Raw genomic sequence first — 23869 nt, forward strand, 5'->3', positions numbered from 1 at the left:
GGTGGAGCCGCGCGATCCATCCACAAGGGAAAGGACATGAAAAGGTCGGGACAGGGAGCCTGTGCGGCGGCATTGATCGCACTGGCGATGGCAGGATGCGGGAAACACGAGGCGCAGGCACCGGTGGCCGCGCCGGACGCGGCGCCGGTGGCGGAGGCACCTGCCGATGCCGCGCCGGTGGCGGTGGAGCTGCATGACGTGATCGACACCAATGCCCGCTACGTGCTGGGCATCAGCTACCCGCCTGCCGCCAACGCCTACCCCGGTCTTGCCAAGGCCCTGTCCGACTATGCCGAACATGCCCGGTCCGAGCTGCTCAAGGCGGTGGACGAGCTTGGCAACGACACCCCTACCGCGCCTTACGAACTGTCGCTGGCCTTCGACATGGCCGTGAACACCCCGAAGGTGGTGGCGGTGTCGGCCGAAGGCAGCAGCTATACCGGCGGCGCGCACGGGCAGCCGCTGGTGGCGCGCTTCGTCTGGCTGCCGGAACGGCAGGAACTGCTGACCGCGCAGGCGCTGGTCGATTCGCCCAGGGGCTGGCAGGCGGTCAGCGACTACACCCGCGACAAGCTGCTGGAGCAGGCGATGGTCCGCGCCCAGGGCGAGGACATGACCCCGGAAGAGCAGCAGGCGCAGGTTCGCAACCTGTCCAAGATGATCGACCAGGGCACCACCGCCGATGCCGCCAACTTCGCGCAGTTCGAACCGGTGATGGACGCCGCCGGGCGCATCGCCGCGCTGCGCTTCGTGTTCCCTCCCTACCAGGTCGGTCCATACTCGGACGGCACCCAGACCGTGGACGTTCCGGCGTCCGTGCTGTTGCCGCACGTGGCCGCCGGTTACCGGGAGCTGTTCGCACACCCCTGAACCGTGGAGGCCAGCGATGGATGCAGGGCTGCAACGACGCGTCGAGGCACTGCTGCACGAGGCGGGCATCACCCCCGGCGGGGGACGCCCGCAGGACATCGACATCCTCGACCCGCGCTTCCACGCGCGGGTGCTGGCCGACGGCTCGCTGGGCCTGGGCGAGAGCTACATGGACGGCTGGTGGCAGGCGCGTTCGCTCGACGCGTTCCTGGCCCACCTGCTGGAGGCGCGGCTGGACGAGCGCGTGCATGGTGGCGGCGAGGTCTGGGACGCGCTCAAGGCACGGCTGTTCAACCTGCAGGCCGGGCAGGGCAGCTATGAGGTCGGCAAGCGCCACTACGACCTCGGCAACGACCTGTACCGGGCCATGCTCGGCAAGCGCCTGGTCTACAGCTGCGGCTACTGGCGCGACGCCGGCAACCTCGATGACGCGCAGGCGGCCAAGCTCGACCTGATCTGCCGCAAGCTCGGCCTGCGCCCCGGGATGCGCGTGCTTGACATCGGCTGCGGCTGGGGCGAAGCGCTGAAGTACGCTGCGCAGCACCATGGCGTGGAAGGCGTGGGCATCACCATCTCCCGGGAACAGGCCGAGTTCGCCCGCGGACTGTGCGCCGGCCTGCCGCTGGAGATCCGCCTGCAGGACTACCACGAGCTGGACGAACCGTTCGACGCGATCCTGTCGGTGGGCATGTTCGAGCATGTCGGGGTCAAGAACTACCGCGGCTACTTCGAGGTGGCGCGGCGCTGCCTGCGCGAGGACGGGCTGTTCCTGCTGCACAGCATCGGCAGCAATGTCAGCCGCGAGCGCACCGACCCGTGGATCGCGCGCTACATCTTTCCCAACTCGATGCTGCCCTCGGCCGCGCAGATCACCGCGGCGATGGAAGGGCTGTTCGTGCTCGAGGACTGGCACAACTTCGGCACCGACTACGACCGCACGCTGCAGGCATGGCGGGACAACGTGGAGGCGGCGTGGGAGCAGCTCGATCCGCGCTATGACGAGCGTTTCCGGCGCATGTGGCGCTTCTACCTGGCGGCCTCGATGGCGAGCTTCCGGACCCGCCATGCGCAGCTGTGGCAGCTGGTGCTGTCGCCGCGCGGGGTGGCGGGCGGGTACGTCGCCCCGCGCTAGCCGCCCCCGGCGCATACCCCGCCGCCGCGGTCATCGGCGTGCCAGCGGCGCGGCAAAAACAAAGCCGCCCGGCGAACCGGGCGGCTTTGCGCGGACCGCGGCCGGAGGGCTTACTTGCCTTCGGCGCCGGTCAGGCCACGCTTCTCCAGCAGCGGCCCGATCTGCGGCTCGTGGCCGGCGAAGTTGCGGAACAGTTCCATCGCATCGACGCTGCCACCGCGCGACAGCAGGGTCTTGCGGAAATGGTCGCCGTTGGCGCGCGACAGGCCGCCGTTGTCGCGGAACCACTTCTGGGTGTTGGCGTCGAGCACCTCGGACCAGATGTAGGCGTAGTAGCCGGCCGAATAGCCGCCCATGATGTGGCTGAAGTACGTGGTGCGGTAGCGCGGCGGCACCGGCGCGTAGTAGATGCCGTCCTTGACCAGCGCCTCGTGCTCGAACTTGACCACGTCCTGCGGGGCCGGGACCTGGTCGACGCCGATCTGGTGCCAGCTCTGGTCCAGCATGGCCGCGCCGAGGTACTCGGTGGTGGCGAAGCCCTGGTTGAACTTGGACGCGGCGATCACCTTGTCCAGCAGCGCCTGCGGCATCGCCGAGCCGTTCTGGTAGTGCTTGGCGTAGTTGGCCAGGATGGTCGGTTCGTCGGCCCACATCTCGTTCACCTGCGACGGGAACTCGACGAAGTCGCGCGGCACCGCGGTGCCCGAGAAGTAGGGGTACTTCACGTTGGAGAACATGCCGTGCAGGGCGTGGCCGAACTCATGGAACGTGGTGGTCACCTCGTCCCAGGTCAGCAGCGTGGGCTTGCCGGCCGGCGGCTTGGGGATGTTCAGGTGGTTGGCCACCACCGGCTTGTTGCCGGTCAGGCCCGACTGCGACACGTAGGCGTTCATCCACGCACCGCCGCGCTTGGACTCGCGCGCGTACGGATCGAAGATGAAGATCGCCAGCTGGCTGCCGTCGGCGTCGAACACGTCATAGACGGTGACGTCGTCGTGGTACACCGGCAGGTCGGTGCGCTGCTTGAAGCTCAGCCCGAACTCCTTGCCGGCGGCGAAGAACACGCCGTTCTCCAGCACGTTCTTCAGCTCGAAATAGGGCTTGAGCTGGGATTCGTCGAAGTTGTACTTGGCCTGGCGCACCTTCTCGCTGTAGAAAGCCCAGTCCCACGGCTGCAGCTCGAAGCCCGGCTTGCCGGCGGCCTTCTGCTCGGCGTCGATCATCGCCTGCAGGTCGGCGGCTTCGCGCTTGGCGTTGGCCACGGCGGCCGGGGCCAGCTGGCCGAGCATGGCGTTGACCGCCTCCGGGGTCTTGGCGGTCTGGTTGCCCAGGCCATAGGCGGCGTAGTTGGCGAAGCCCATCAGCGCGGCCTTCTGCGCGCGCAGGGTCATGATCCGCGAGACCAGCGCGGTGTTGTCGTATTCGCCGCCCTTGCTGCCGCGCGACACCGACGCCTCGTAGATGCGGCGGCGCAGGTCGCGGTTGGTCAGGTTGGTCAGCGCCGGCTGCCCGGTGGTGTTGAGCAGGGCGATGACGTACTTGCCGTCGAGCTTGCGCGCCTTGGCGGCTTCGGCGGCGGCGGCGATCTGCTCGGCCGACAGGCCATCGAGCTGACTGGCATCGTCGACCACGATGTAGGAGGCGTTGACCTCGGCCAGCACGTTCTGGCTGAACTTGGTGCCCAGCCGCGCCAGCTCGGCGTTCATGTCCTTGAGCTTGGCCTTGTCCGCGTCGGACAGCTTGGCGCCGGCACGCACGAAGTTGTCGTGGTACTTCTCGACCAGGCGCAGGCCTTCGGCGTCCAGGCCCAGCTTGGCGCGGTTGTTGTAGAGGGTTTCGATGCGTGCGAACAGCTTGCCGTTGAGGTTGATCGCGTCGCTGTGGGCGGCGAAGCGGGCCGAGTAGTCGGCCTGCAGCTGCTTGCGCGCGTCATTGGTGTCGGCGCCGATCAGCGAGAAGAACACGGTGGTGGCGCGGTCGAGGATGGCGCCGCTCTTTTCCAGCGCGATCAGGGTGTTGTCGAAGGTCGGCGGCGCCGGGTTGTTGGCGATGGCCTCCACTTCCTCGAGCTGCTGCTTCATGCCGGCGTCGAAGGCGGGGGCGAAATCGGCGTCCTTGATCTTGTCGAACTGCGGGTAGTGCAGGGGCAGCGGACTCTCGGCGAAGAACGGGTTGGCCTGCTGGGCGGTTTGCCCGGTGGCGGCGTTCGCGGCCAGGCTGTAGGCCGGCACGGCGACGCCCAGGGACACGGCCAGGGCGAGGGCAAGACGGGTGTTCAAGGTCGGAAACTCCGGAAAATGCTGAACCTTCAGGGTAACCCGGCGGCCCCGCCGGCGGGTGTGTCGAATGGCAGGGTTGCGGCGGAACGCCTGCTGCTGCAAAGCCATGCCGGCGAATGGCGTACGCTGGAGCTCCGCCTGGAGCCTGCCGTGACCGTTGCCACCGATTTCGAACTCACCGCCCTGGACGGCACGCCGTTGCCGCTGTCGGCCTACGCCGGCAAGGTGCTGCTGGTGGTCAATACCGCCTCGCGCTGCGGCTTCACCCCGCAGTACGCGGGGCTGGAGCGGCTGTGGCGCCAGTACGCGGCGCAGGGGCTGGTGGTGCTGGGCTGCCCCTGCGACCAGTTCGGCCACCAGGAGCCGGGCGACGCGGCCGCGATCCAGGCGTTCTGCAGTCTCGATTACGGGGTCAGCTTCCCGATGTCGGCCAAACTGCAGGTCAACGGCGCCGGCGCGCACCCGCTGTGGCGCTGGCTGCAGCGCGAGAAGCGCGGCGCGCTGGGAATCGCCGCGATCAAGTGGAATTTCAGCAAGTTCCTGGTCGGGCGCGACGGCCGGGTGATCGCCCGCTATGCGCCCACCGCGCGCCCGGAGTCGCTGGAAGGCGATATCCGGGCGGCGCTGGGCTGAGCCGCCGGCCGCTCAGGCCGGGGTCGCGTCGCCGGCGGCTGTTACCTGCCGGGTGTCCTGTAACAGGAACGGGCGGATCCGCGTGATCCGCCCGCTACGTTGAACCACCGACACGCCGCTAAGGCGCCGGCCAGGCGCCGGCTGTCGGTGAATTCCCCACAGCCTCACTTTTCGACGAACGCGCGCTCGAACACGTAGTGCCCCGGCGAACCGATCCGCGGCGAGACCTCGAAGCCGCGTGCGTCCAGCACCGTGCGCAGGTCGGCCAGCATCTGCGGGCTGCCGCAGATCATGAAGCGGTCATTGGCCGGGTCGAACGCCGGCAGGCCCAGCGTGCGCGGCATCTCGCCGGTTTCGATCAGCGTGGTCAGGCGGCCCTGGTTGCGGAACGGCTCGCGCGTGACCGCCGGGTAGTACAGCAGTTTGTCGCGGACGATGTCGCCGAGGATCTCGTCCTCGAACAACGCCTTCTCGAAGTACTCGCGGTAGGCCAGGTCGCGCTCGTAACGCACGCCGTGGCAGACGATGACCTTCTCGAAGCGCTCGTAGGTCTCCGGGTCCTTGACGATGCTCAGCCACGGCGCCAGGCCGGTGCCGGTACCCAGCAGGTACAGGTGCTTGCCGGGGTGCAGGTCGGAGATCAGCAGGGTGCCGGTGGGCTTCTTGCCAACCAGGATGGTGTCGCCGGGCTTGAGGTGCTGCAGCCGCGAGGTGAGCGGGCCGTCCTGCACCTTGATGCTGAAGAAGTGCAGCTGCTCTTCCCAGTTGGCGCTGGCGATGGAGTAGGCGCGCATCAACGGCCGGCCGCCCTCGTTTTCCAGGCCGATCATCACGAACTGGCCGTTCTCGAAGCGGAAGCCATTGTCACGGGTGGTGGAAAAGCTGAAGTAGGCGTCCGTCCAATGACGGACTTCAAGCACCGTTTCGGTGCCGTAAGCGGAAGACATGCCGGGATTCTTCGGGGGGATGTAAACCTGCGCATTCTAGCAAACCGCCTCCGGGCGGCCGTAATGCGACCGTTTGTCGCCCCTACCGGCGGGGCCGCTGCTGCCGGCAAGGCCGGGGCGCCGGCGCGCTGCGCGCGCTCAGCGGTAACCGGCGGCCTGCAGCTCGAACAGTTCGGCGTAGCGCCCGCCCTGGGCCATCAGTTCGGCATGGGTGCCGCTGGCCTCGATGCGGCCGTCGGCCAGCACCAGGATCCGGTCGGCCATGCGCACGGAGGAAAAACGGTGCGAGATCAGCACCGCGGTGCGCTGTTCGGACAGTTCCTTGAAGCGCTGGAACACCTCGAACTCGGCACGCGCGTCCAGTGCCGCGGTGGGTTCGTCCAGGATCATCACCTGCGCGTCGCGCATGTAGGCGCGGGCGATGGCGATCTTCTGCCATTGGCCGCCGGACAGGTCTACGCCGTTCTTGAAGCGGCGGCCGATCAGCTGCCCATACCCTTCGGGCAGGGCATCGATCACCTCGTCGGCCAGCGCCCGCTGCGCGGCGTCGCGGATGCGCGCCGTGTCCGGCATCGCATCGACCTGGCCGACGCCGATGTTCTCGCCAGCCGTCAGGTGGTAGCGCACGAAATCCTGGAATATCACCCCCATGTTGGCGCGCAGGTCGTCCAGGTCGTAGTCGCGCAGGTCGCGCCCGTCGAGCAGGATGCGGCCTTCGTCCGGGTCGTAGAGCCGTGCCAGCAGCTTGACCAGGGTGGTCTTGCCGGCGCCGTTCTCGCCGACCAGCGCGATCACCTCGCCGGCCCTGAGCTGGAAATCGAGATGCCGCACCGCCCAGCGCTCGGCATCGGGATAGCGGAAGCCCACGTTCTCGAATACGAATCCCTGGCGGATCGGGCGCGGCACCGGCAGCGCATCCGGGCGCGAGCGGATCTCCGGCTCGATGGCGAAGAACGAGAACAGGTCGTCCAGGTACAGCGCCTGCCCGGCGACCTGCGAAAAGCCGGTCAACAGGCCTTCCAGCAGCTGCCGCAGGCGCAGGAAACTGCCGGACAGGAAGGTCAGGTCGCCGATGCTGAAATCGCCGCGGATCGTGCGCCAGGCGATGTAGGCATAGGCGGCGTAGTAGCCCAGCGTGCCCAGCGCCGCCAGCACCGTGCCCCAGAGCGCACGCTTGCGCGCCAGCCTGCGGTTGGCCTGGTAGAAGCGCCCGGCCAGCAGTTTGTAGCGGTCGATCAGGAACCGGTGGAGGTTGAAGATCTTCACCTCCTTGGCGGTTTCCACGCTGGCGCCGACCTGGCGCAGGTAGTCGAGCTGGCGCCGCTCCGGGGTCCAGCTGTAGTTGAGCGAATAGCCCAGCGTGTTGAAGTGCGACTCGCCCAGGAACGCCGGCACCAGCGCCAGCGCCAGCAGGGCGATCAGCCACGGCGCATAGGCGACCAGGCCGGCGGCGAAGCTGATCACGGTGACCATGTCCTGCGCCTGCCCGAGCAACTGGCTCATCAGGTTCATGCGGCCCATGGTCTGGCGCCGGGCGCGGTCGAGCTTGTCCTGCAGCTCCGGGTCCTCGAAATCCTCCAGGTCCAGTTCGGCGGCGTGCTCCATCAGGCGCACGCTGGTGGCGTTGGTGAACAGCTCCGACAGCAGGGTGTCGGCATAGCTGACCACCCGCCCCAGCAGGTCCGAGGCGATGGCGATGCCCAGCTCCAGTGCCAGCAGCTCCAGCAGCGTGTCCAGGTGGCCGCTGGCCAGCGCCTCGCCCAGTGGCGGCATGGCACCGGCGCCTGCCAGGCGTACCGCCTCGTCGATGATCAGCTTGCCCACGTACAGCATCGCCACCGGCAGCAGCGCGCGCAGCAGGCGCAGGCACAGGCTGACCAGGGTCAACCCCGGGCTGGTCTGCCATACCTGCCGCAGGAACGGCGGCAGGTTGCGCATGGCGTTCATGCGCTCGCGGAAGCTGGGGCGTTTGCCGGTGGCGGAAACGGACGGCGCGTGCGGCATGCGGGGCTCGTGCGAGGGGGCCGGCTCAGGTTAACCGTTGCCGCCGGGGTTCAGCCGTTCCCGTCCTGGCCGGTGGCGCCGCCGTGCGCGGCACCATCGCCGCCCGGGTCGTCGCGCACCGCACGGCCGCGCGGGCCGAAGGAATGGCTGCCGCTGTCGATGTTGAGGTGGCTGCGCACGCCGCGGACGCCGTCGATCGCCGCCACCGTGGCTTCCACCTGGCGCCTGGTCGCCGCGTCGGGCACGTCGCCGGAGAGCGTGACGTGGCCCTCGCTGACCTGTACCAGCACCTGCGAGAAACGGCCCTCGGCGCCCAGCGTGCGCACTACTTCGTCACCGATCAGCGTATCGGAACGTTCCGCGGCCATGGCCGTCTCCTGCGGGAAGGGGGTTCCACCATGGCGCAGGCGGCGTGAGTGCCCCGTCACCTCAGCGGCGCGGGCCTTCCGGTGGCGGCGGGTCGGAGGACTGCAGCGCCACCGGCAGGTGCCAGCCATAGTGCATGGCCATCATCCGCAGCCCGAAGCACAGCCCGGCGCCGGCCAGCGCGCACGGCAGCGGCGCCAGCCCGAGCCAGTAGCCGAGCGCCACCACCGCGGCGCCGGCCAGCGCGGCCACGGCGTACAGCTCGGCCTGCAGCACCAGCGGCACCTGCGCCAGCAGCACGTCGCGGGCGATGCCGCCGCCGATGCCGGTGAGCATGCCCAGCGCCGCGGCCATCGGCGGGGCGATGCCGAAGGCCAGCGCCTTCTGCGTGCCGGCCACCGCGAACAGCGCCAGGCCCATCGCGTCGAACATGCGCACCGGGTACTGCAGGCGTTCGATCAGCGGCGCCCAGAAAAAGGTCACGATGCCAGCGGCCAGGGTGATGGCCGGGTAGCGCCAGTCGCTGATCGCCGCCACCGGGGTGGCGCCGATCAGCAGGTCACGGGTGATGCCACCGGCCAATGCAGCAGCGAATGACAGCACCAGCACGCCGAAGATGTCCAGCCGCCGGCGTACCCCCATCGTCGCCCCGGACAGGGCGAAGACGAAGGTGCCGATGAGGTCGAGGATCAGTACCAGGGTTCCCATGCGGCGGTATTGTGCGGCCTGCCGCCGGCGGCGGCCATCGGCAGGGGCGCGGACGGAAGCGCCGCCCCTCCGCGGGAAGCGGCCGGGGCCGGTCAGGGCAGCGGCGGCAGCAGGCCGGCGCCGAGACGGTTCCAGGCATTGATGACGGCCACGGCCATGCTCAGGTCGCTGATGCCCTTGGCGTCGAAATGCGGCGCCAGCGCGTCGAACGCGGCCTGCGACGGTGCGCCGTCGGGCAGGCGGGTCAGGGCTTCGGCCCAGCCCAGCGCGGCGCGCTCGCGTTCGTCGAAGAAGCGGCTTTCGTGCCAGGCCGGCAGGGTGTCCAGCTTGCGCGGCTCGATCCCGGCCTTGCGCAGCGAGGTGGCGTGCATGTCCATGCAGTAGCCGCAGCCGTTGATCTGCGAGACGCGCAGGAACACCAGTTCCAGCAGGTCGTGCTCCAGCGACGCCGAGTGCACGGCCTGGCTGGTCGCCAGCAGGGCTTTGAACGCATCGGCGGCCAGGCGGGTGTAGGGAACGCGGGGGGAAGTGCTGCTCATCGTGAGGGGTTCCAGTTGGCAGCCGGCAGTGGCCGCCTTCATTGCAAGGACGCGTCAGCGTCGCCGGCCGTGACAAGGGCGCGCAGTTTGTGCGGGTTGAGCACGCTGTAGATGCGCGCGATGCGGTCGCCATCGACCACGATGGTGGTGACCGAATGCAGGTGGTCGCCCTCGAAACGCAGGATCGCCGGCTCGCCGTTGACGCTGCCCAGCCGCGCCGGATGGGTGCCGCCGCGGCGTGCGATGGCCCAGAACAGCTGGCCGATGCGCTCGGCGCCGAGCAGCGGCCGGATCGCCGCGGTGACCACCCCGCCGCCGTCGGAGATCAGCTGCGCGTTGGCGTGCAGCAGGGCCTGGATGGCGGCGTTGTCGCCCTGCTGCGAGGCCTCCATGAACCGCGCCAGCAGCCGCCGGTGCTGGCCGGCATCGGCGCAGAAGCGCGGCCGCCCTTCCTGCAGGCGCCTGCGCGCGCGGTGCACCAACTGGCGGCAGTTGGCTTCGCTGTGGCCGAGCAGGCCGGCGATGACCGCATAGTCGTGGTCGAACGCCTCCTTGAGCAGAAAGGCAGCGCGCTCCTCCGGGCCGAGCTGCTCGAGCAGGGCCAGGAAGGCCAGCGACACGTCCTCGGCCAGGGCGTGGACCTGGACGGGATCGGGTGCGGGTGGAAGGTCGGCGGCGATGTGCAGCGGTTCGGGAAGCCAGGGCCCCACGTAGTCCAGGCGCTGGCGCGTGGCCGCGCGCAGCCGGTCCAGGCCGAGCCGGGTGGTGGCGGTGACCAGCCAGGCCTGCGGATCAGCGATGGCGGTGGTATCGGCCCCGGCCCAGCGCAGCCAGGCGTCCTGGACCACGTCCTCGGCGTCGGCGCGGCTGCCGAGCAGGCGGTAGGCCAGCGCCAGCAGGCGCGGGCGGTGGTGCTGGAAGGTGTCGGTCATGTCCATGCGGGAAGGACGCGGCAGCGCGCGCCGGCGTGACAGCGGGAGCGGCTACTGTGCCTCACCGGCCGGCAGGCAGCCGCGGACGGTGCGTTGCAGAGCCGCCATGGCCCGCAGGGCGCCCGCCATGGATGGCAGGGGGTAAAATGCGTGGCTAACTCCCCCCGCCAGCCTCGAGCAAGCCGTGACATCGATCAAGCAGGAAGACCTCATCCAGTCCATCGCCGACGCGCTGCAGTACATCTCGTACTACCACCCGGTCGACTACATCAAGAACCTTGCCGCGGCCTACGAGCGCGAGGAGTCGCCGGCGGCGAAGGAGGCGATGGCGCAGATCCTGATCAACTCGCGCATGTGCGCCGAGGGCCACCGCCCGATCTGCCAGGACACCGGCATCGTCACCGTGTTCCTGGAAATCGGCATGAACGTGCGCTGGGACGACGCCACCATGGGTGTGGAGGACATGGCCAACGAGGGCATCCGCCGCGCCTACGCCTACCCGGACAACAAGCTGCGCGCCTCGGTGCTGGCCGACCCGGCCGGCAAGCGCACCAATACGAAGGACAACACCCCGGGCGTGGTCAACGTCAAGGTCGTGCCCGGTGACACCGTGGAGGTGATCGTCGCGGCCAAGGGCGGCGGTTCGGAGGCCAAGAGCAAGTTCGCCATGCTCAACCCGTCCGATTCCATCGTCGACTGGGTGCTCAAGACCGTGCCGACCATGGGCGCGGGCTGGTGTCCGCCGGGCATGCTCGGCATCGGCATCGGCGGCACCGCCGAGAAGGCGATGCTGCTGGCCAAGGAGGCGCTGATGGAGCCGATCGACATCAACGAGCTCAAGGCCCGCGGCCCGTCCAACCGTGCCGAGGAGCTGCGCCTGGAGCTGTACGACAAGGTCAACGCGCTGGGCATTGGCGCGCAGGGCCTGGGCGGCCTGACCACGGTGCTGGACATCAAGGTCAAGGACTACCCGACCCACGCCGCCAACCTGCCGGTGGCGATGATCCCCAACTGCGCCGCCACCCGCCACGCGCACTTCACCCTGGACGGCAGCGGCCCGGTGATGCTGGATCCGCCGTCGCTGGAAGACTGGCCGCAGATCACCTACGACGCCTCCAAGGGCACCCGCGTCGACCTGGACACCATCACCCCGGAAGAAGTGGCCAGCTGGAAGCCGGGCCAGACCCTGCTGCTCAACGGCAAGCTGCTGACCGGCCGCGACGCCGCGCACAAGCGCATGGTCGACATGCTCAACAGGGGCGAGCCGCTGCCGGTGGACCTGAAGGGCCGCTTCATCTACTACGTCGGCCCGGTCGATCCGGTGCGCGACGAGGTGGTGGGCCCGGCCGGCCCGACCACGGCGACCCGCATGGACAAGTTCACCCGCCAGATCCTGGAGCAGACCGGCCTGCTGGGCATGGTCGGCAAGGCCGAGCGCGGCCCGGCCGCGATCGACGCGATCCGTGACAACAAGTCGGCGTACCTGATGGCGGTCGGCGGCTCGGCCTACCTGGTGTCCAAGGCGATCAAGGCCTCGAAGGTGGTCGGGTTCGCCGACCTGGGCATGGAGGCGATCTACGAGTTCACCGTGCAGGACATGCCGGTGACGGTGGCGGTCGATTCCACCGGCGAGTCGGTGCACACCACCGGCCCGCGCGAATGGCAGGCCCGCATCGGCAAGATCCCGGTGGTTGTGGAGTAAGGCGCGGCCGCCCCGGCGGTGTCTTCGAAGCGGCCCGGGCGTATGCTCGGGCCGTTTCTCTTTGAGGCGTGCAGACATGCGTAAAGGGCTGTGGGCGGTGCGGATGGGCGTCACCCTGCTGATGGCGGGGTGCTCCAGTGACGGCGGGTGGCGCGATCCACCGCGCGACGACCCGGCCGCATGCGTGAACCACTGCCAGAGCGCCTATCAGCGCTGCAACGCCAATCCACGCGGCTACGGCGATTGCGGCCAGGCCAGCCGCGACAACCAGTGCGACACGATCACCAACCCCGAACTGCGTGGCGCCTGCCAGACCTCGCAGGCGTTCTGCCAGAACCGCTCGGCGGCCGCGGTCTGCGGCGAGCGGCTGAACAGCTGCATGGCTGGCTGCAACTGAGCGGCCACCCCGCCACGGCGGGCCTGGGCGGGCGGGAGGCAGTCGCGGCGCGGCGGCCGCGGCGACGCTAAGATGGCGCACCACTGCCAGGGAGAGCCGCATGTCCGTCGTCCTGTATGGATCGCAAAGTACCGCTTCGCTGGTGGTGCACTGGTTGTTGATCGAACTGGGCATCGAGCACGAGCTGCACCAGCTCGATTTCGAGCGGCGCGAGCAGAAGTCGCCCGGTTACCTGGCGATCAATCCGGCCGGCCGGGTGCCGACGCTGCTGATCGATGGCCAGGTGCTGACCGAGTCGGCCGCCATCGCCATGCACCTGGCCGACCTGCACCCGCAGGCGGGCCTGGCGCCGGCTCCCGGCACCGCGGCGCGCGGCGCGTACTACCGCTGGATGTGCTTCTGCGTCTACACCCTGATGCCGGCCTACCGGGCGTGGTTCTATCCGCATGAACCGGCCGGCGAGGGCAACATCGACGCGGTGAAGGGGCGTGCCCGGGTGCAGCTGGAGGCGGCCTGGCAGCAGGTGGCCGATCACCTGCAGGACGAGGGGCCGTACATGCTCGGCGCGCAGCTTTCGGTGGTGGACTTCATGATGACCATGCTGATGCGCTGGTCGCGCAACATGCCGTGCCCGAGCGACGCCTGGCCGGTGCTGGCCGCGCATGCGCGGCGGATGAAGGACCGCCCCGCGCTGGCCGAGGTCTACCGCCGCGAGGGCATCAGCGACTGGACCTGAACCCGCGCCGCGGCCGTTGCCCGCCCATGCGGGCGCGCTCCCGGGCACGGGCCTGCCCGGGAGCGGCTCAATCCACGTAATCGTCGAATTTGCGACCGCCCTGGAATGGCATCAGGTGCTGGCGCACGATGCCCTTGGGCACCGTTTCCAGTTTCATCACGCCGTACTCCTGCGGCCACTGCGCCGGGTCGCGCGGCAGCTTGAAGGTGCCCATCAGCATGTCCACCAGCGGCAGGTGGATGGCGTAGTTCACGTCCACGTACTCCCGCTGCCGGGCGTGGTGCCAGTGGTGATAGCGCGGCAGCACCACCAGATATTCCAGCCAGCCGAAGCGGAGCCCGAGGTTGGCATGGGCCAGCACCGCCTGCAGCCCGACCAGGATCACGTAGGCGTTCACCGCCGGGGTCGAGAAGCCCAGCACCAGCAGTGGCAGCAGCACCGCGCTGCGGGTCATCACGATCTCGACGATATGGATGCGCGAGCCGGCCAGCCAGTCCATGTGCCGGCTGGAATGGTGCACGGCGTGGAAGCGCCATAGCCACGGGATGTTGTGGTACGCGCGGTGCAGCAGCGCCTGCGCCATGTCGGCCACGAACACCGCGATCAGGAACTGTGCCCAGACCGGCAGCGACTGGATCGCCGCCTTCAGCGCCGGGAACGCGGCCAGCCCGGCGAGGGTGGAGGTGGAGGCGGTGACCAGGATCAGGATGAACTGCACCAGCACGTGGCTCATGAAGAAATAGGCCACGTCGGTGCGCCAGCCCGGGCGCAGCGGCGACAGCATGCGCTTGCCCAGGTAACGCTCCAACGGCACGAACACCAGCGCCGAGAAGAACAGCGACAGCACGAACCAGTCCAGTCCCAGCGAATAAGGGGTCTGTCCGATCGCGTCGAACTGCACGTTGGTGCCGCCCAGCAGCACCGCGAGGGTCGCGCTGCCGACGCCGATCGTGGCGATGCGCTTGTTGCGGTCGCGCAGGATGGCCAGCGTGCCCAGCACGAACGCGGCGGCCAGGCCGACCAGCAGCAGATGGCGGGCGAACTGTTCGTTGTAGACAGCGCGGAACTCGCGGCTGGTCAGCAGTTCGGGAAAGTGGAAGCAGGCCACCGCCATCAGGCTCAGCAGCCCCAGCAGCGCGGACGCGTGGGCGAAGAAGGAGCGGTGCGGTCGGGCCATGCGCGGACTTCCTGTCGAGGGGCCGCGCGATTCTGCCTGTACCCGGCGAAGGGCCACAAGTCCGGCCCTGCCGGGTGCAGGGCGCGCGCTGGCGGCCGGCGGCGGCGACATTGCCCGCCGCCGCGGAGGCCTGCGCCGGTGCCGGCGCGTGCCCGCGAGGACTACAGCAGCGTGCGCACCGTCTCCGGCGGGCGGCACAGCGCGGTGCCCTTGGGCGTGCGCACGATCGGCCGGTTGATCAGCGCCGGGTGCATCGCCATCGCCTCGACCAGCGCCGCCTCGTCGTCGAGCCGGTCGGCCAGCCCCAGTTCGGCATAGGCGGGCTCCTTGCTGCGCAGCAGCGCGCGCGCGGGGATGCCCATCTCATCGAGCAGTTGGCGCAGGGTGGCCGGGTCGGGCGGCGTGGCCAGGTAGTCGATGACCTCGATGTCGGCGCCGGCCTGCTGCAGCAGGGCCAGCGCGCCGCGCGAATTCGAACAGCGGTTGTTGTGCCAGATCGTTGCTTTCATTGCCTTCAAAACCATTCCAACAGCGAGACGCCGACGCCGACATAGGTGGCGCGGTGGTTGTAGTCGATCATGCTTTCGCCATAGCCGTCGAACACCTGGACGTGGCCGCGCAGCAGCCGGCTGAGCGGGAATCCGTAGTCCAGCTGCACCGAACCGTGCGAGCGGTCGCCGCCGCGCAGCGAATGGCGCGCGGTCACCGAGAACTCGTGGCCGTTGCGGTTGTAGACCACGGTGGCGTCGCCGCGGCCGATGTAATCCTCGATGTCCGGATTGTTGTCGTCGCGGCCGTTCTCCGGGATGCGATACCACGGCCGCAGCATGATCGCCCAGTTGTCACGGTCCAGGCCGACGTTCAGGATCACCCGGTTCCAGCTGCGCGACAGCGGGTCGCTGCGGCCATTGGACTGGTGGTTGAGGCTGATGCCGGTCATGCGCCCGTTCCAGCCGAACAGCGAATAGCCGTTGCGGAACACCAGCATGGCCTCGGGCTCGTAGTTGGTCTCGCGGAACGGGCGCGAGATCTCGCTGTTGTAGGCCTGCCAGCGCGAACTCTGGGTATAGCCGACCCAGATGTCGCCGTTGTCGCCGAACAGGTTCTCGGCGACCTTGGTCTTGAAGCTGAGCTGGAACTTCAGTTCGGTGGCGTCCAGGTCCTCGGCCTCGGTCGCGGTGTTGGCCGGGTTGGGCGAGTGCGGCAACCGGTTCGGCTTGCTGCTCCAGAACGCGGGCAGCAGGTACACCGGCTTGTAGGCGCGCAGCTGGAACAGGCCGAGCTTGGAGTCCTTCGCCAGCTCCCAGCGGCTGTCCAGCATCGACCCCCGGCCGGCGTTGGCCACGGCCGAGGCCAGGTCGTCATGGGCGAACAGCTCGTTGCGTCGTGGCAGCGGCTGCTCGGCCTCGCGGGCGCTGGCCTTGGCCTCCTTGAGCGTCTGCTGCGCGGCGCTGGCCGCGGCGTCCGCGGCACGGGTATCGGCCGGGGTGCGGCCGAGCGCGCTGTCGTAGCAGCTCAGGCGGGCAGCGTCCGAATCCAGGGCGAAGCAGGCCTGCGGCGAAGCGGGCGTGGTGATCGACTCCTGCGCCAGGACAGCGGCGGAGCAGCCCGACAGGGCCAGCAGCAGGGCGGGGCGGGCGCGGGAGATGTGCATGCGGGAACGGTCCATCGGTACAAAGGGCAGGCGCCCTGCGGCCAGGGCGTGATCCAGGGGGATTGTCGGTCATCCCCGTGTGCAGCGGGAGTCACGGGTGCCGTACCCGCGGTTCAGACGAACCAGGCGACGGCGAATACCCCGAGCATGGCCACCGCCAGCCCGAGCTTGAGCGCGACGCCCAGCACGATGCCCAGCCAGGTGCCCAGGCCCACCCGGGCAGCCTGGCCCAGCCGGCGGCCATGCAGGTATTCGCCGAGCAGGGCGCCCACGAAGGGGCCGGCGAACAGCCCGACCGGCATGAAAAACAGCCCGACGATGGTGCCCAGCACCGACCCGGCCAGCGCCAGCCGGCTGGCGCCGAGCCGTTGCGCCCCCAGGGTGGTGGCGAGTACGTCGATCACGATGGACAGTGCGGTCAGGGCGCCCAGCACCACCAGCGGCAGCCAGCCGACGTGGGCAAATCCGTCGGCCCAGGCCGCCACCAGCAGGCCGGCGAAAACCAGCGGCAGCCCGGGCAGTGCGGGCAGGATCACGCCGGCCAGGCCGACGAGCACGAGCACGGCCGCTAGCAGATACAATATGAATGAATAGTCCATGCGGGTTCCGGGGGAGGACCAAAAGGGGTTGACAAGATTGTCTTTCCCCGATTGATTTTTGGTTATGGTCGGGTTAAGTTTCAGCCGCTGAGCTTGGCAAGGTCACCGTGAATCGTGGCCTGATGGGTAGATCGCATGATTTGCTGCATCGTTGCACCTCGCTTCCTCCTTGCAGTCAGCCGCCTTCCGGGGCGTATCCATCAAACGAGAGAGCAACAGGGAGTCAGTCGAGATGTCCGATCGCGAAACCGGCATTGTCAAGTGGTTCAATGACGCCAAGGGCTTCGGCTTCATCAGCCGCGAGAATGGCGAAGACGTGTTTGTGCACTTCCGCGCCATCCAGACCCAGGGCTTCAAGAGCCTGAAGGAAGGCCAGAAGGTCACCTTCACCGTGGTGCAGGGGCAGAAGGGCCTGCAGGCTGACGCCGTGCAGCCGGTCTGATACCACACGCGGTACCGCAGAAAGGAAAAGGCCCGCGGATGCGGGCCTTTTCCGTGCGCTCCATGCGGGTGGGCCGGGCTCAGCGCAGCACCACGCGGCCGTTGACCACGCGCACGTAGGTGTTCTCGCGGATGCCGCCCAGGTCCTTCTGGTTGACCACGATCACCCGGCCGTCGTCCATCCGCACCTGGATGTCGTAGGAATTGCCGGTGACGTTCTGCTGGATCTTGTTGCCGGCCAGCGCACCGGCCGCCGCGCCGGCCGCCGCGGAGATGTTCTGGTTGCCCTTGCTGCCGCCGGTGTGGCTGGAGATTTCATGGCCGGCCACGGCGCCGACGATGCCGCCGAGGATGGCGCCGGTGGCCGAGGGTGCGGTGCGGCCCGAGGCCACCGTGTCGATGCGGGTGACGATGCCGCAATCGGCGCAGCGGGTGGTGTTGTAACCGCCGTTGTTGTAGCCGCCATTGTTGTAGCCACCGCCATAGCTGCCGCCATAGCCCGGGGAGGTCGCGCAGCCGGCCAGGGCCAAGCTGGCGATGGCGCCCGCAGCGATCAACTGGATCTTCATGGTGATTCTCCTTGCCAGATGGGTAGCGGGTATGGCCATACCCGGCACGGTGAATCCTCCCTTTTCACGCGTGAATGGCGAGCCAACCACGCGTGAAACCCGGGTCGAATCACCTGAAATCCTGGTGGCAGGCCTTGCAGTCGTTTCCAAGCTGTTCAGTGACCGCGGCCAGTGCGGTGCAGTCGGCCGGGGGCGCGGCCAGGGCGTCGTTCAAGGTCGCGCGGAAGCGGCTTGCATGCTGCTGGAAGCGCGCATCGTCGCGCAGGCCGGGGAAGGCCAGGTCCAGGTCGTTGGTCAGCAGGCGCAGGGTCTGCAGGCGCGGGGTCGAGTCGTTGATCGTGCAGCGGTTCTGCTTGCGGCTGTCGCCCAGCAGCTGGGACTGGCGTGCCATGACATTCATCAGGCTGTGCGGGAACGGATCCTGCCGCGCCTGGATGGCCCGCATCGCCATCACGGTGGCGACCCCGCCGATCAGCAGGCCGGCGATCAGCACGAACAGGTAGCGGGATGCGTTGGACTGGGTGCGGCTGGGTTCGGTCATGGGCCCGGGCTCCTTGGGGAATGCACCGATGGTACGACGCACGGCACGTTTGCGGCCACGTTTAGAATGCGCGGATGAAAGCACAACTGCGCGAACGTTTCGCCGGCATCGACCGGCTGTATGGCGCCGGCGCCATCGAACGGCTGTCCGCCAGCCGGGTGGCGGTGATCGGCATGGGCGGCGTCGGGTCCTGGGTGGTGGAGGCGCTGGTGCGTTCGGCGGTCGGCCACCTGACCCTGATCGACGCAGACGACATCTGCGTGTCCAACACCAACCGGCAGCTGCCGGCGATGGCCGGCCAGTACGGGCGCAACAAGGCGGTGGCGATGGCCGAGCGCTGCCGTGCGATCAACCCCGATGCCAGCATCGAACCGGTGGAGGCGTTCCTGACCGCAGCCAACATGGCCGAGCTGCTGGATCGCGGTTTCGACCTGGTCATCGACGCCTGTGACAGCTTCCGGGTGAAGGTGGAGGCCATCGCCTGGTGCCGGCGCCGCAAGCTGCCGTTGATCACGGTGGGCGCGGCGGGCGGCCGCACCGACCCGACCCTGGTACGGGTGCGCGACGTGTCGCGCACCGAGCACGACGCGATGCTGGCGCTGATCCGCAAGAAGCTGCGCGGCGAATTCAACTTCCCCAAGAACCCGCAGCGTTATTTCGGCGTACCGGCGGTGTACTCGCTGGAGAACGTGAAATACCCGCAGGCCGATGGCAGCGTCTGCGGGCTGCGCCCCAACCTGGGCGCCGACGCGGCGCTGAAGCTCGATTGCGGTGCCGGCCTTGGCGCGGCGACCCACATCACCGGCGCGTTCGCTTTCGCCGCGGTCGGCAAGGCCCTGGAAATGCTGCTCAAGCCGAAGGCCTGATCACGCCGTGGCACGGCAACCGTCATCGGCCCGCGCCGCTTTCACGGTCGCCGGCGCCGCGGATCATGCAGGCGGCAGCTTGAACAGGCGCCGCGCGTTCTCGCTGGTGCGCGCGGCGATCTCCTCCACCGTTTGCCCGCGCAGGCCGGCGACGGCCGCGGCCACGGCGGGCAACCGCGCCGGTTCGTTGCGCTGGCCGCGGATGGCGGCATCGGGCTGGTCGGGCGCGTCGGTTTCCAGCAGCAGGAACTCCAGCGGCATGGTCGCCACCAGCGTGCGCAGGCGGTTGGCGCGCGGGTAGGTGAGCGGCCCACCCAGGCCGATCAGGAAGCCCAGATCCCACAGTTGCCGCGCCTGTTCCGGGCTGCCCGAGAAACTGTGGACGACCCCGCGCAGGCTGCCCACGCGGCGCAGGGTGTGGATCACTTCCTCGGTGGCACGGCGGGCATGCACGATCACCGGCAGCCCGGCCTCCCGCGCCAGCTGCAGCTGCGCGTGGAAGTACTGGCGCTGGGTGTCGGGGTCCAGGCCTTCGACGAAGAAGTCGAGTCCGCACTCGCCGATGGCACAGGGTGCCTCGCGCTCCACCCAGGCGCGCAGCGCATCCAGATGCGGCGGGCGATGCTCGGCCAGGAACATCGGGTGCAGGCCGTAGGCCGGATGCAGTGCGGGGTTGGCGGCGCAGGCCTGGCGCAACCCGGGCCAGCCCGCCGCGGTGACCGCCGGCACCACCATCGCCGCCACGCCGGCGGCACCGGCGCGCGCCAGCACCGCGTCACGGTCGCCATCGAACGCCGGGGCGTCTAGGTGGCAATGGCTGTCCACCAACTGCATGGTTCAGCGCTTGCGCGGCAGCGCGGGCGGCTCGACGGCGGCAACCGGGTTCTTGCGCCGCTTCCAGTTGGCCAGCAGCAGAGTGCCCAGGCCGAACAGGATCTCGTCGATGAAGGGCACCGGGTCAGGCAGCAGCAGGCTCAGCACGAACAGGCCGGCCGTGATCTTGAACAGCGTCGGGTAGCGCAACTTGCGCGCCCATTCCATGAAGGGCAGCAGCAGGGGACTGGACATGGGGGGATCCTTGGCGGCGGGGCGGGGACGGCAGGTGCAATATTGCGACAGCCGGCCGGCATTTCACGAGCGGGCGGGTCCGTGCGATGCCTTCGTTCAGGTTTATCGTGCTGGAATTGCGCGCAGGTCAACAGGCGGACGACCCGCTGGGAGCAGACGATGAAGAGCAACACGACTACTGTTCTGGTGGCTGCCGGTGCCCTGCTGGTGGGAGGCATCGCCACGGCGGCGTTCATGAGCACCCGTGACAAGGCCGTACCGCTGGCGCCGGGCCAGGCGCCGGTACTGGACAACACGCCGCTGGCCGACGACGCCGCGGCCGGCAACGCGCTGGCGCCGCAGCAGGGCATGCTGGAGTACGCCGACGTGCTCAAGGTCGAGCCGGTGACCCGCAGCGAACCGGCCTACGCCACGGTCATCGGCAGCGAGCCGGTCCGCGAAACCTCCACCACCACGGTGCCGCGCGAGGTGTGCGAGGACGTGGTGGTGCAGGAGCGCCTGCCCGAGCGCGATGGCAACGTCGGCGGCACCGTGGCCGGCGCGGTCATCGGCGGCCTGCTGGGCAACCAGGTGGGCAAGGGCGACGGGCGCAAGGCGGCGACCGCGGCCGGCGCCGTGGCCGGTGGCGTGATCGGCAACCAGATCGACAAGCGCCATGTCGGCGGCCGCGTGGTGCAGCGTACCGAGCGCCAGTGCCATACCGAGCAGACCGCGTCGGAATCGTCGCGGGTCACCGGCTACAACGTCACCTACCGCAAGGCCGACGGCAGCACCGGCAGCATGCGCATGGACAAGCAGCCGGGCAGCCGCATCGCCCTGGGCAATGCCAGCCGCACCGTCGGCTATGACGTCACCTACCGTTTCAACGGCCAGGAAAAGAAGGTGCGGATGGATGACAAGCCGGCCAGCGACCGCCTGCCGGTGATCGACGGCCAGGTGGTGACGCAGACCGCCGCGGTGGATGCCGCGGCCGCCCGCCGCTGAGTTCCCCGCGGGAAGGCGTCCGCTTCCCACAACCGTACGCTTCAGGCAGCGCCCCGCATCGGGGCGCTGTTTTCATCTGCCATCCGCGGCGGCAATTCGGCGGCGGCAAGAGCGGCGGCGCAGAGCACGGCGGGGCGGCGAGAAGCCGTAAAAAAACAGGCCCCGGTTTCCCGGGGCCTGTCATGGATCAGGCGGTCGCCCGGCGGGCGCGGCTCAGGAGGCGGCCTTGCTCTTGGCCAGCCGCAGCCAGGTATCGACCACGGTGTCCGGGTTCAGCGACACCGACTCGATGCCTTCCTGCATCAGCCATTCGGCCAGGTCCGGATGGTCGGACGGGCCCTGGCCGCAGATGCCGACATACTTGCCCTTGGCACGCGCGGCCTTGATCGCCATCGACAGCAGCTTCTTGACCGCCGGGTTCCGCTCGTCGAACAGGTGGGCGACGATGGAGGAATCGCGGTCCAGGCCGAGCGACAGCTGGGTCAGGTCGTTCGAGCCGATCGAGAAGCCGTCGAAGATCTCCAGGAACTCATCGGCGAGCAGCGCGTTGGACGGCACCTCGCACATCATGATGATCTTCAGCCCGTTCTCGCCCTGCTTCAGGCCGTTCTGCGCCAGGACCTCGACCACCTTGCGGCCTTCCTCCAGGGTACGCACGAACGGGATCATCACCCACAGGTTGTCCAGGCCCATTTCGTTGCGCACGCGCAGCACGGCCTGGCACTCCAGGGCGAACGCGGCCGAAAAGCTCGGGTCGACATAGCGGCTGGCGCCGCGGAAGCCGATCATCGGGTTCTCTTCATGCGGCTCGTAGTTGCTGCCGCCGATCAGGTTGGCGTACTCGTTGGACTTGAAGTCCGACAGGCGCACGATCACCGGGTTCGGCGCGACCGAGGCGGTGAGGGTGGCGATGCCCTCGGCCAGGCGGTCCACGTAGAAGCTCACCGGGTCCTTGTAGCCGGCGATCTTCTCGTCGATCTTGTTCTTCGTTGCCGCGTCCTGGCGGTCGTATTCCAGCAGCGCGTTCGGGTGCACACCGATGTGGCTGGCGATGATCATTTCCAGGCGGGCCAGGCCGATGCCGGCGTTCGGCAGCTGGCCGAAATCGAAGGCGCGTTCCGGGTTGGCCACGTTCATCATGATCTTCAGCGGCGCCGGCGGCATGTTGCCCAGGTCGGTGGTCGCGCGCTCGAAGCCCAGCTTGCCCTCGTAGATGAAGCCGGTATCGCCCTCGGCGCAGCTGACGGTGATCAGCTGGCCGTCCTCGATCACCTGGGTGGCGTTGCCCGAGCCGACCACGGCCGGCACGCCCAGCTCGCGGGCGATGATCGCCGCGTGGCAGGTGCGGCCACCGCGGTTGGTGACGATGGCCGAGGCGCGCTTCATCACCGGCTCCCAGTCGGGGTCGGTCATGTCGGCGATCAGCACGTCGCCCGGCTGCACGCGGTTCATGTCGTCCAGGGTCTTGACCACGCGCGCCACGCCGGCACCGATCTTGGCGCCGACCGCACGGCCTTCGGCCAGTACCTTGCCGCCTTTCTCGGTCAGCGCGAAGCGCTCGATCTGGGTGGCGTGGCTGCGCGATTTCACCGTTTCCGGGCGTGCCTGGACGATGAACAGCTTGCCGCTGACCCCGTCCTTGGCCCACTCGATGTCCATCGGGCGGCCATAGTGCTTCTCGATGGTCAGTGCCTGCCGGGCCAGCTCGTGCACGTCTTCGTCGCTGATGGAGAAGGTGTTGCGCAGCGCGGCCGGGGTGTCCTCGACCTTGACCCGCTCGCCGGGGACGTCCGAATACACCATGCGGATCGCCTTGCTGCCGAGCGCGCGGCGCAGGATCGCCGGCTTGCCGGCCTGCAGCGTGGGCTTGTAGACGTAGAACTCGTCGGGGTTGACCGCACCCTGCACGACCATCTCGCCCAGGCCGAACGAGGAGGTGACGAACACCACGTCGCGGAAGCCGGACTCGGTGTCCAGGGTGAACAGCACGCCGGAGGAACCCACGCCCGAGCGCACCATCAGCTGCACGCCGGCGGACAGGAACACGTCCTCGTGCTTGAAGCCGTGGTGCACGCGGTAGGCGATGGCGCGGTCGTTGTACAGCGAGGCGAACACTTCCTTGACCTTGCGCACGACGTCGTCGGCGCCGGTGACGTTGAGGAAGGTTTCCTGCTGGCCGGCGAAGGAGGCATCGGGCAGGTCTTCGGCGGTGGCCGACGAGCGCACTGCCACGGCCACCTCGCCGCCGCCATTGTCGGCGCACAGGCGGGCGTAGGCGTCGCGGATGTCCTTGTCCAGCGCCGGCTGCAGCGGGGCGTCGATCACCCAGCCGCGGATCTCGCCGCCAGCGGCGGTCAGGGCGTTCACGTCCTCGACGTCGAGCGTGGCCAGGCGGTCGAAAATGCGCTTGGACAGGTCGTTGTGGGCGATGAAATCCTTGAACGCCTCGGCCGTGGTGGCATAGCCGCCCGGCACCGAGACTCCCAGGCCGGCAAGGTTGCCGATCATCTCGCCGAGCGAGGAATTCTTGCCCCCCACGCGGGCCAGGTCGGCCAGGCGCAGTTCATGCAACCACAGGATGTTCTCGTTCAAGCGCGATGCTCCGTTGAGGCCATCGCCCGAGGCGGGCTGGTATGGCCACGTCCGTAGGAAGAAGCCAATATGATGCAGTGCACACCTAAGCGGCACAAGCTTGTGACATTACTTTGTCTTGTGCTTGTCTTTC

General features: G+C 68.8%; 24 protein-coding genes and 1 pseudogene. 9 read left to right on the top strand and 16 right to left on the bottom strand.

Annotation, left to right across the window (positions count from 1 at the left end):
• Positions 1–36 precede the first annotated feature (36 nt).
• Both ACJ7VY_RS07925 and cfa read left to right on the top strand, forming a co-directional pair.
• Complete coding sequence (locus ACJ7VY_RS07925) at positions 37–870, top strand: DUF3298 and DUF4163 domain-containing protein (RefSeq protein WP_104938731.1); 834 nt, start codon at positions 37–39, stop codon at positions 868–870.
• A 16-nt stretch (positions 871–886) separates the two neighbouring features.
• Positions 887–2002, top strand: coding sequence for a cyclopropane fatty acyl phospholipid synthase (cfa, locus tag ACJ7VY_RS07930; protein ID WP_161614387.1), 1116 nt, complete (start codon positions 887–889; stop codon positions 2000–2002).
• 110 nt (positions 2003–2112) lie between these two features.
• Here cfa and ACJ7VY_RS07935 read toward each other — a convergent pair whose 3' ends face one another.
• Complete coding sequence (locus ACJ7VY_RS07935; RefSeq protein ID WP_409476733.1) at positions 2113–4281, bottom strand: M3 family metallopeptidase; 2169 nt, start codon at positions 4279–4281, stop codon at positions 2113–2115.
• Between the two features lie 150 nt (positions 4282–4431).
• Between ACJ7VY_RS07935 and ACJ7VY_RS07940 the strand changes: the two genes are divergently transcribed.
• Positions 4432–4914, top strand: a complete 483-nt coding sequence (locus tag ACJ7VY_RS07940; RefSeq protein ID WP_293758081.1) for a glutathione peroxidase — start codon at positions 4432–4434, stop codon at positions 4912–4914.
• 164 nt (positions 4915–5078) lie between these two features.
• Here ACJ7VY_RS07940 and ACJ7VY_RS07945 read toward each other — a convergent pair whose 3' ends face one another.
• The 6 genes from ACJ7VY_RS07945 to sigJ all read right to left on the bottom strand — a co-directional run bounded on the left by ACJ7VY_RS07945 (position 5079) and on the right by sigJ (position 10416).
• Entirely contained in the window at positions 5079–5861 is a 783-nt protein-coding gene (locus ACJ7VY_RS07945) for a ferredoxin--NADP reductase (protein WP_161614391.1), read from the bottom strand.
• 138 nt (positions 5862–5999) lie between these two features.
• A complete protein-coding gene (locus ACJ7VY_RS07950) occupies positions 6000–7865 on the bottom strand; it encodes an ABC transporter ATP-binding protein (protein ID WP_409476734.1) in 1866 nt (621 codons plus the stop codon).
• Between the two features lie 50 nt (positions 7866–7915).
• Complete coding sequence (locus tag ACJ7VY_RS07955) at positions 7916–8233, bottom strand: BON domain-containing protein (protein ID WP_158681842.1); 318 nt, start codon at positions 8231–8233, stop codon at positions 7916–7918.
• Positions 8234–8294: 61 nt separating this feature from the next.
• Positions 8295–8939: a trimeric intracellular cation channel family protein gene (locus tag ACJ7VY_RS07960; protein WP_104938739.1), complete on the bottom strand. Its 645-nt coding sequence runs from the start codon at positions 8937–8939 to the stop codon at positions 8295–8297.
• Between the two features lie 92 nt (positions 8940–9031).
• Positions 9032–9478 (bottom strand): carboxymuconolactone decarboxylase family protein, encoded by a 447-nt coding sequence (locus ACJ7VY_RS07965; RefSeq protein ID WP_240212727.1) that lies wholly within the window; start codon positions 9476–9478, stop codon positions 9032–9034.
• A gap of 38 nt (positions 9479–9516) precedes the next feature.
• Positions 9517–10416 carry an RNA polymerase sigma factor SigJ gene (gene sigJ / locus ACJ7VY_RS07970; RefSeq protein ID WP_409476735.1) on the bottom strand — a complete coding sequence of 300 codons (900 nt, stop codon included), beginning with the start codon at positions 10414–10416 and terminating at the stop codon, positions 9517–9519.
• Between the two features lie 178 nt (positions 10417–10594).
• Here sigJ and ACJ7VY_RS07975 point away from each other — a divergent pair, with 178 nt between their 5' ends.
• The 3 genes from ACJ7VY_RS07975 to ACJ7VY_RS07985 all read left to right on the top strand — a co-directional run bounded on the left by ACJ7VY_RS07975 (position 10595) and on the right by ACJ7VY_RS07985 (position 13245).
• On the top strand, positions 10595–12112 hold the full coding sequence (locus tag ACJ7VY_RS07975; protein ID WP_161614397.1) for a fumarate hydratase: 1518 nt from the start codon (positions 10595–10597) through the stop codon (positions 12110–12112).
• A 76-nt stretch (positions 12113–12188) separates the two neighbouring features.
• A complete protein-coding gene (locus tag ACJ7VY_RS07980; RefSeq protein ID WP_409476736.1) occupies positions 12189–12509 on the top strand; it encodes a hypothetical protein in 321 nt (106 codons plus the stop codon).
• Between the two features lie 100 nt (positions 12510–12609).
• On the top strand, positions 12610–13245 hold the full coding sequence (locus ACJ7VY_RS07985; RefSeq protein ID WP_104938743.1) for a glutathione S-transferase family protein: 636 nt from the start codon (positions 12610–12612) through the stop codon (positions 13243–13245).
• Positions 13246–13312: 67 nt separating this feature from the next.
• Here ACJ7VY_RS07985 and ACJ7VY_RS07990 read toward each other — a convergent pair whose 3' ends face one another.
• From ACJ7VY_RS07990 to ACJ7VY_RS08005, 4 genes and pseudogenes are all read right to left on the bottom strand, one after another.
• A complete protein-coding gene (locus ACJ7VY_RS07990; protein WP_161614399.1) occupies positions 13313–14422 on the bottom strand; it encodes a sterol desaturase family protein in 1110 nt (369 codons plus the stop codon).
• Positions 14423–14583: 161 nt separating this feature from the next.
• Positions 14584–14931 (bottom strand): arsenate reductase (glutaredoxin), encoded by a 348-nt coding sequence (arsC, locus tag ACJ7VY_RS07995; protein ID WP_104938745.1) that lies wholly within the window; start codon positions 14929–14931, stop codon positions 14584–14586.
• Positions 14932–14936: 5 nt separating this feature from the next.
• Positions 14937–15773: pseudogene (locus ACJ7VY_RS08000) on the bottom strand (phospholipase A); the annotation flags it as partial.
• 416 nt (positions 15774–16189) lie between these two features.
• On the bottom strand, positions 16190–16675 hold the full coding sequence (locus tag ACJ7VY_RS08005) for a DUF456 domain-containing protein (RefSeq protein ID WP_161614400.1): 486 nt from the start codon (positions 16673–16675) through the stop codon (positions 16190–16192).
• Positions 16676–16907: 232 nt separating this feature from the next.
• Between ACJ7VY_RS08005 and ACJ7VY_RS08010 the strand changes: the two genes are divergently transcribed.
• Entirely contained in the window at positions 16908–17117 is a 210-nt protein-coding gene (locus ACJ7VY_RS08010; protein WP_054665365.1) for a cold-shock protein, read from the top strand.
• A 79-nt stretch (positions 17118–17196) separates the two neighbouring features.
• On the opposite strand, the gene ACJ7VY_RS08015 is transcribed toward ACJ7VY_RS08010, so the two are convergent.
• Both ACJ7VY_RS08015 and ACJ7VY_RS08020 read right to left on the bottom strand, forming a co-directional pair.
• Positions 17197–17685, bottom strand: coding sequence for a glycine zipper 2TM domain-containing protein (locus ACJ7VY_RS08015; RefSeq protein WP_104938746.1), 489 nt, complete (start codon positions 17683–17685; stop codon positions 17197–17199).
• Between the two features lie 109 nt (positions 17686–17794).
• Positions 17795–18226, bottom strand: a complete 432-nt coding sequence (locus tag ACJ7VY_RS08020; protein WP_161614401.1) for a cytochrome c — start codon at positions 18224–18226, stop codon at positions 17795–17797.
• A gap of 74 nt (positions 18227–18300) precedes the next feature.
• Here ACJ7VY_RS08020 and ACJ7VY_RS08025 point away from each other — a divergent pair, with 74 nt between their 5' ends.
• Entirely contained in the window at positions 18301–19092 is a 792-nt protein-coding gene (locus ACJ7VY_RS08025) for a ThiF family adenylyltransferase (protein WP_409476737.1), read from the top strand.
• A gap of 63 nt (positions 19093–19155) precedes the next feature.
• On the opposite strand, the gene ACJ7VY_RS08030 is transcribed toward ACJ7VY_RS08025, so the two are convergent.
• On the bottom strand, positions 19156–19926 hold the full coding sequence (locus ACJ7VY_RS08030; protein ID WP_409476738.1) for a TatD family hydrolase: 771 nt from the start codon (positions 19924–19926) through the stop codon (positions 19156–19158).
• 3 nt (positions 19927–19929) lie between these two features.
• Positions 19930–20160: a DUF6116 family protein gene (locus ACJ7VY_RS08035; protein WP_161614403.1), complete on the bottom strand. Its 231-nt coding sequence runs from the start codon at positions 20158–20160 to the stop codon at positions 19930–19932.
• 159 nt (positions 20161–20319) lie between these two features.
• Between ACJ7VY_RS08035 and ACJ7VY_RS08040 the strand changes: the two genes are divergently transcribed.
• A complete protein-coding gene (locus tag ACJ7VY_RS08040; protein ID WP_104938750.1) occupies positions 20320–21144 on the top strand; it encodes a glycine zipper 2TM domain-containing protein in 825 nt (274 codons plus the stop codon).
• A gap of 213 nt (positions 21145–21357) precedes the next feature.
• On the opposite strand, the gene ppsA is transcribed toward ACJ7VY_RS08040, so the two are convergent.
• Positions 21358–23736 carry a phosphoenolpyruvate synthase gene (gene ppsA / locus ACJ7VY_RS08045; protein WP_409476739.1) on the bottom strand — a complete coding sequence of 793 codons (2379 nt, stop codon included), beginning with the start codon at positions 23734–23736 and terminating at the stop codon, positions 21358–21360.
• Between the last annotated feature and the right edge of the window lie 133 nt (positions 23737–23869).

The sequence above is a fragment of the Stenotrophomonas sp. Y-13 genome (assembly GCF_046267925.1).
In the GTDB taxonomy this organism is placed as follows: Bacteria; Pseudomonadota; Gammaproteobacteria; order Xanthomonadales; family Xanthomonadaceae; genus Stenotrophomonas; species Stenotrophomonas acidaminiphila_A.

Bases quoted from the DNA above. Each gene is read 5' to 3' on its own strand.
- cfa (WP_161614387.1), top strand. From the start codon at position 887: ATGGATGCAGGGCTGCAACGACGCGTCGAGGCACTGCTGCACGAGGCG.
- ACJ7VY_RS07965 (WP_240212727.1), bottom strand. From the start codon at position 9,478: ATGAGCAGCACTTCCCCCCGCGTTCCCTACACCCGCCTGGCCGCCGAT.
- ACJ7VY_RS07985 (WP_104938743.1), top strand. From the start codon at position 12,610: ATGTCCGTCGTCCTGTATGGATCGCAAAGTACCGCTTCGCTGGTGGTG.
- ACJ7VY_RS07960 (WP_104938739.1), bottom strand. From the start codon at position 8,939: ATGGGAACCCTGGTACTGATCCTCGACCTCATCGGCACCTTCGTCTTC.
- ACJ7VY_RS07980 (WP_409476736.1), top strand. From the start codon at position 12,189: ATGCGTAAAGGGCTGTGGGCGGTGCGGATGGGCGTCACCCTGCTGATG.
- ACJ7VY_RS07990 (WP_161614399.1), bottom strand. From the start codon at position 14,422: ATGGCCCGACCGCACCGCTCCTTCTTCGCCCACGCGTCCGCGCTGCTG.
- ACJ7VY_RS08030 (WP_409476738.1), bottom strand. From the start codon at position 19,926: ATGCAGTTGGTGGACAGCCATTGCCACCTAGACGCCCCGGCGTTCGAT.
- ACJ7VY_RS07945 (WP_161614391.1), bottom strand. From the start codon at position 5,861: ATGTCTTCCGCTTACGGCACCGAAACGGTGCTTGAAGTCCGTCATTGG.
- ACJ7VY_RS08015 (WP_104938746.1), bottom strand. From the start codon at position 17,685: ATGAAGATCCAGTTGATCGCTGCGGGCGCCATCGCCAGCTTGGCCCTG.
- ACJ7VY_RS08020 (WP_161614401.1), bottom strand. From the start codon at position 18,226: ATGACCGAACCCAGCCGCACCCAGTCCAACGCATCCCGCTACCTGTTC.
- ACJ7VY_RS08040 (WP_104938750.1), top strand. From the start codon at position 20,320: ATGAAGAGCAACACGACTACTGTTCTGGTGGCTGCCGGTGCCCTGCTG.
- ACJ7VY_RS08025 (WP_409476737.1), top strand. From the start codon at position 18,301: ATGAAAGCACAACTGCGCGAACGTTTCGCCGGCATCGACCGGCTGTAT.
- sigJ (WP_409476735.1), bottom strand. From the start codon at position 10,416: ATGGACATGACCGACACCTTCCAGCACCACCGCCCGCGCCTGCTGGCG.
- arsC (WP_104938745.1), bottom strand. From the start codon at position 14,931: ATGAAAGCAACGATCTGGCACAACAACCGCTGTTCGAATTCGCGCGGC.
- ACJ7VY_RS08010 (WP_054665365.1), top strand. From the start codon at position 16,908: ATGTCCGATCGCGAAACCGGCATTGTCAAGTGGTTCAATGACGCCAAG.
- ACJ7VY_RS07925 (WP_104938731.1), top strand. From the start codon at position 37: ATGAAAAGGTCGGGACAGGGAGCCTGTGCGGCGGCATTGATCGCACTG.
- ACJ7VY_RS08005 (WP_161614400.1), bottom strand. From the start codon at position 16,675: ATGGACTATTCATTCATATTGTATCTGCTAGCGGCCGTGCTCGTGCTC.
- ACJ7VY_RS08035 (WP_161614403.1), bottom strand. From the start codon at position 20,160: ATGTCCAGTCCCCTGCTGCTGCCCTTCATGGAATGGGCGCGCAAGTTG.
- ACJ7VY_RS07950 (WP_409476734.1), bottom strand. From the start codon at position 7,865: ATGCCGCACGCGCCGTCCGTTTCCGCCACCGGCAAACGCCCCAGCTTC.
- ACJ7VY_RS07955 (WP_158681842.1), bottom strand. From the start codon at position 8,233: ATGGCCGCGGAACGTTCCGATACGCTGATCGGTGACGAAGTAGTGCGC.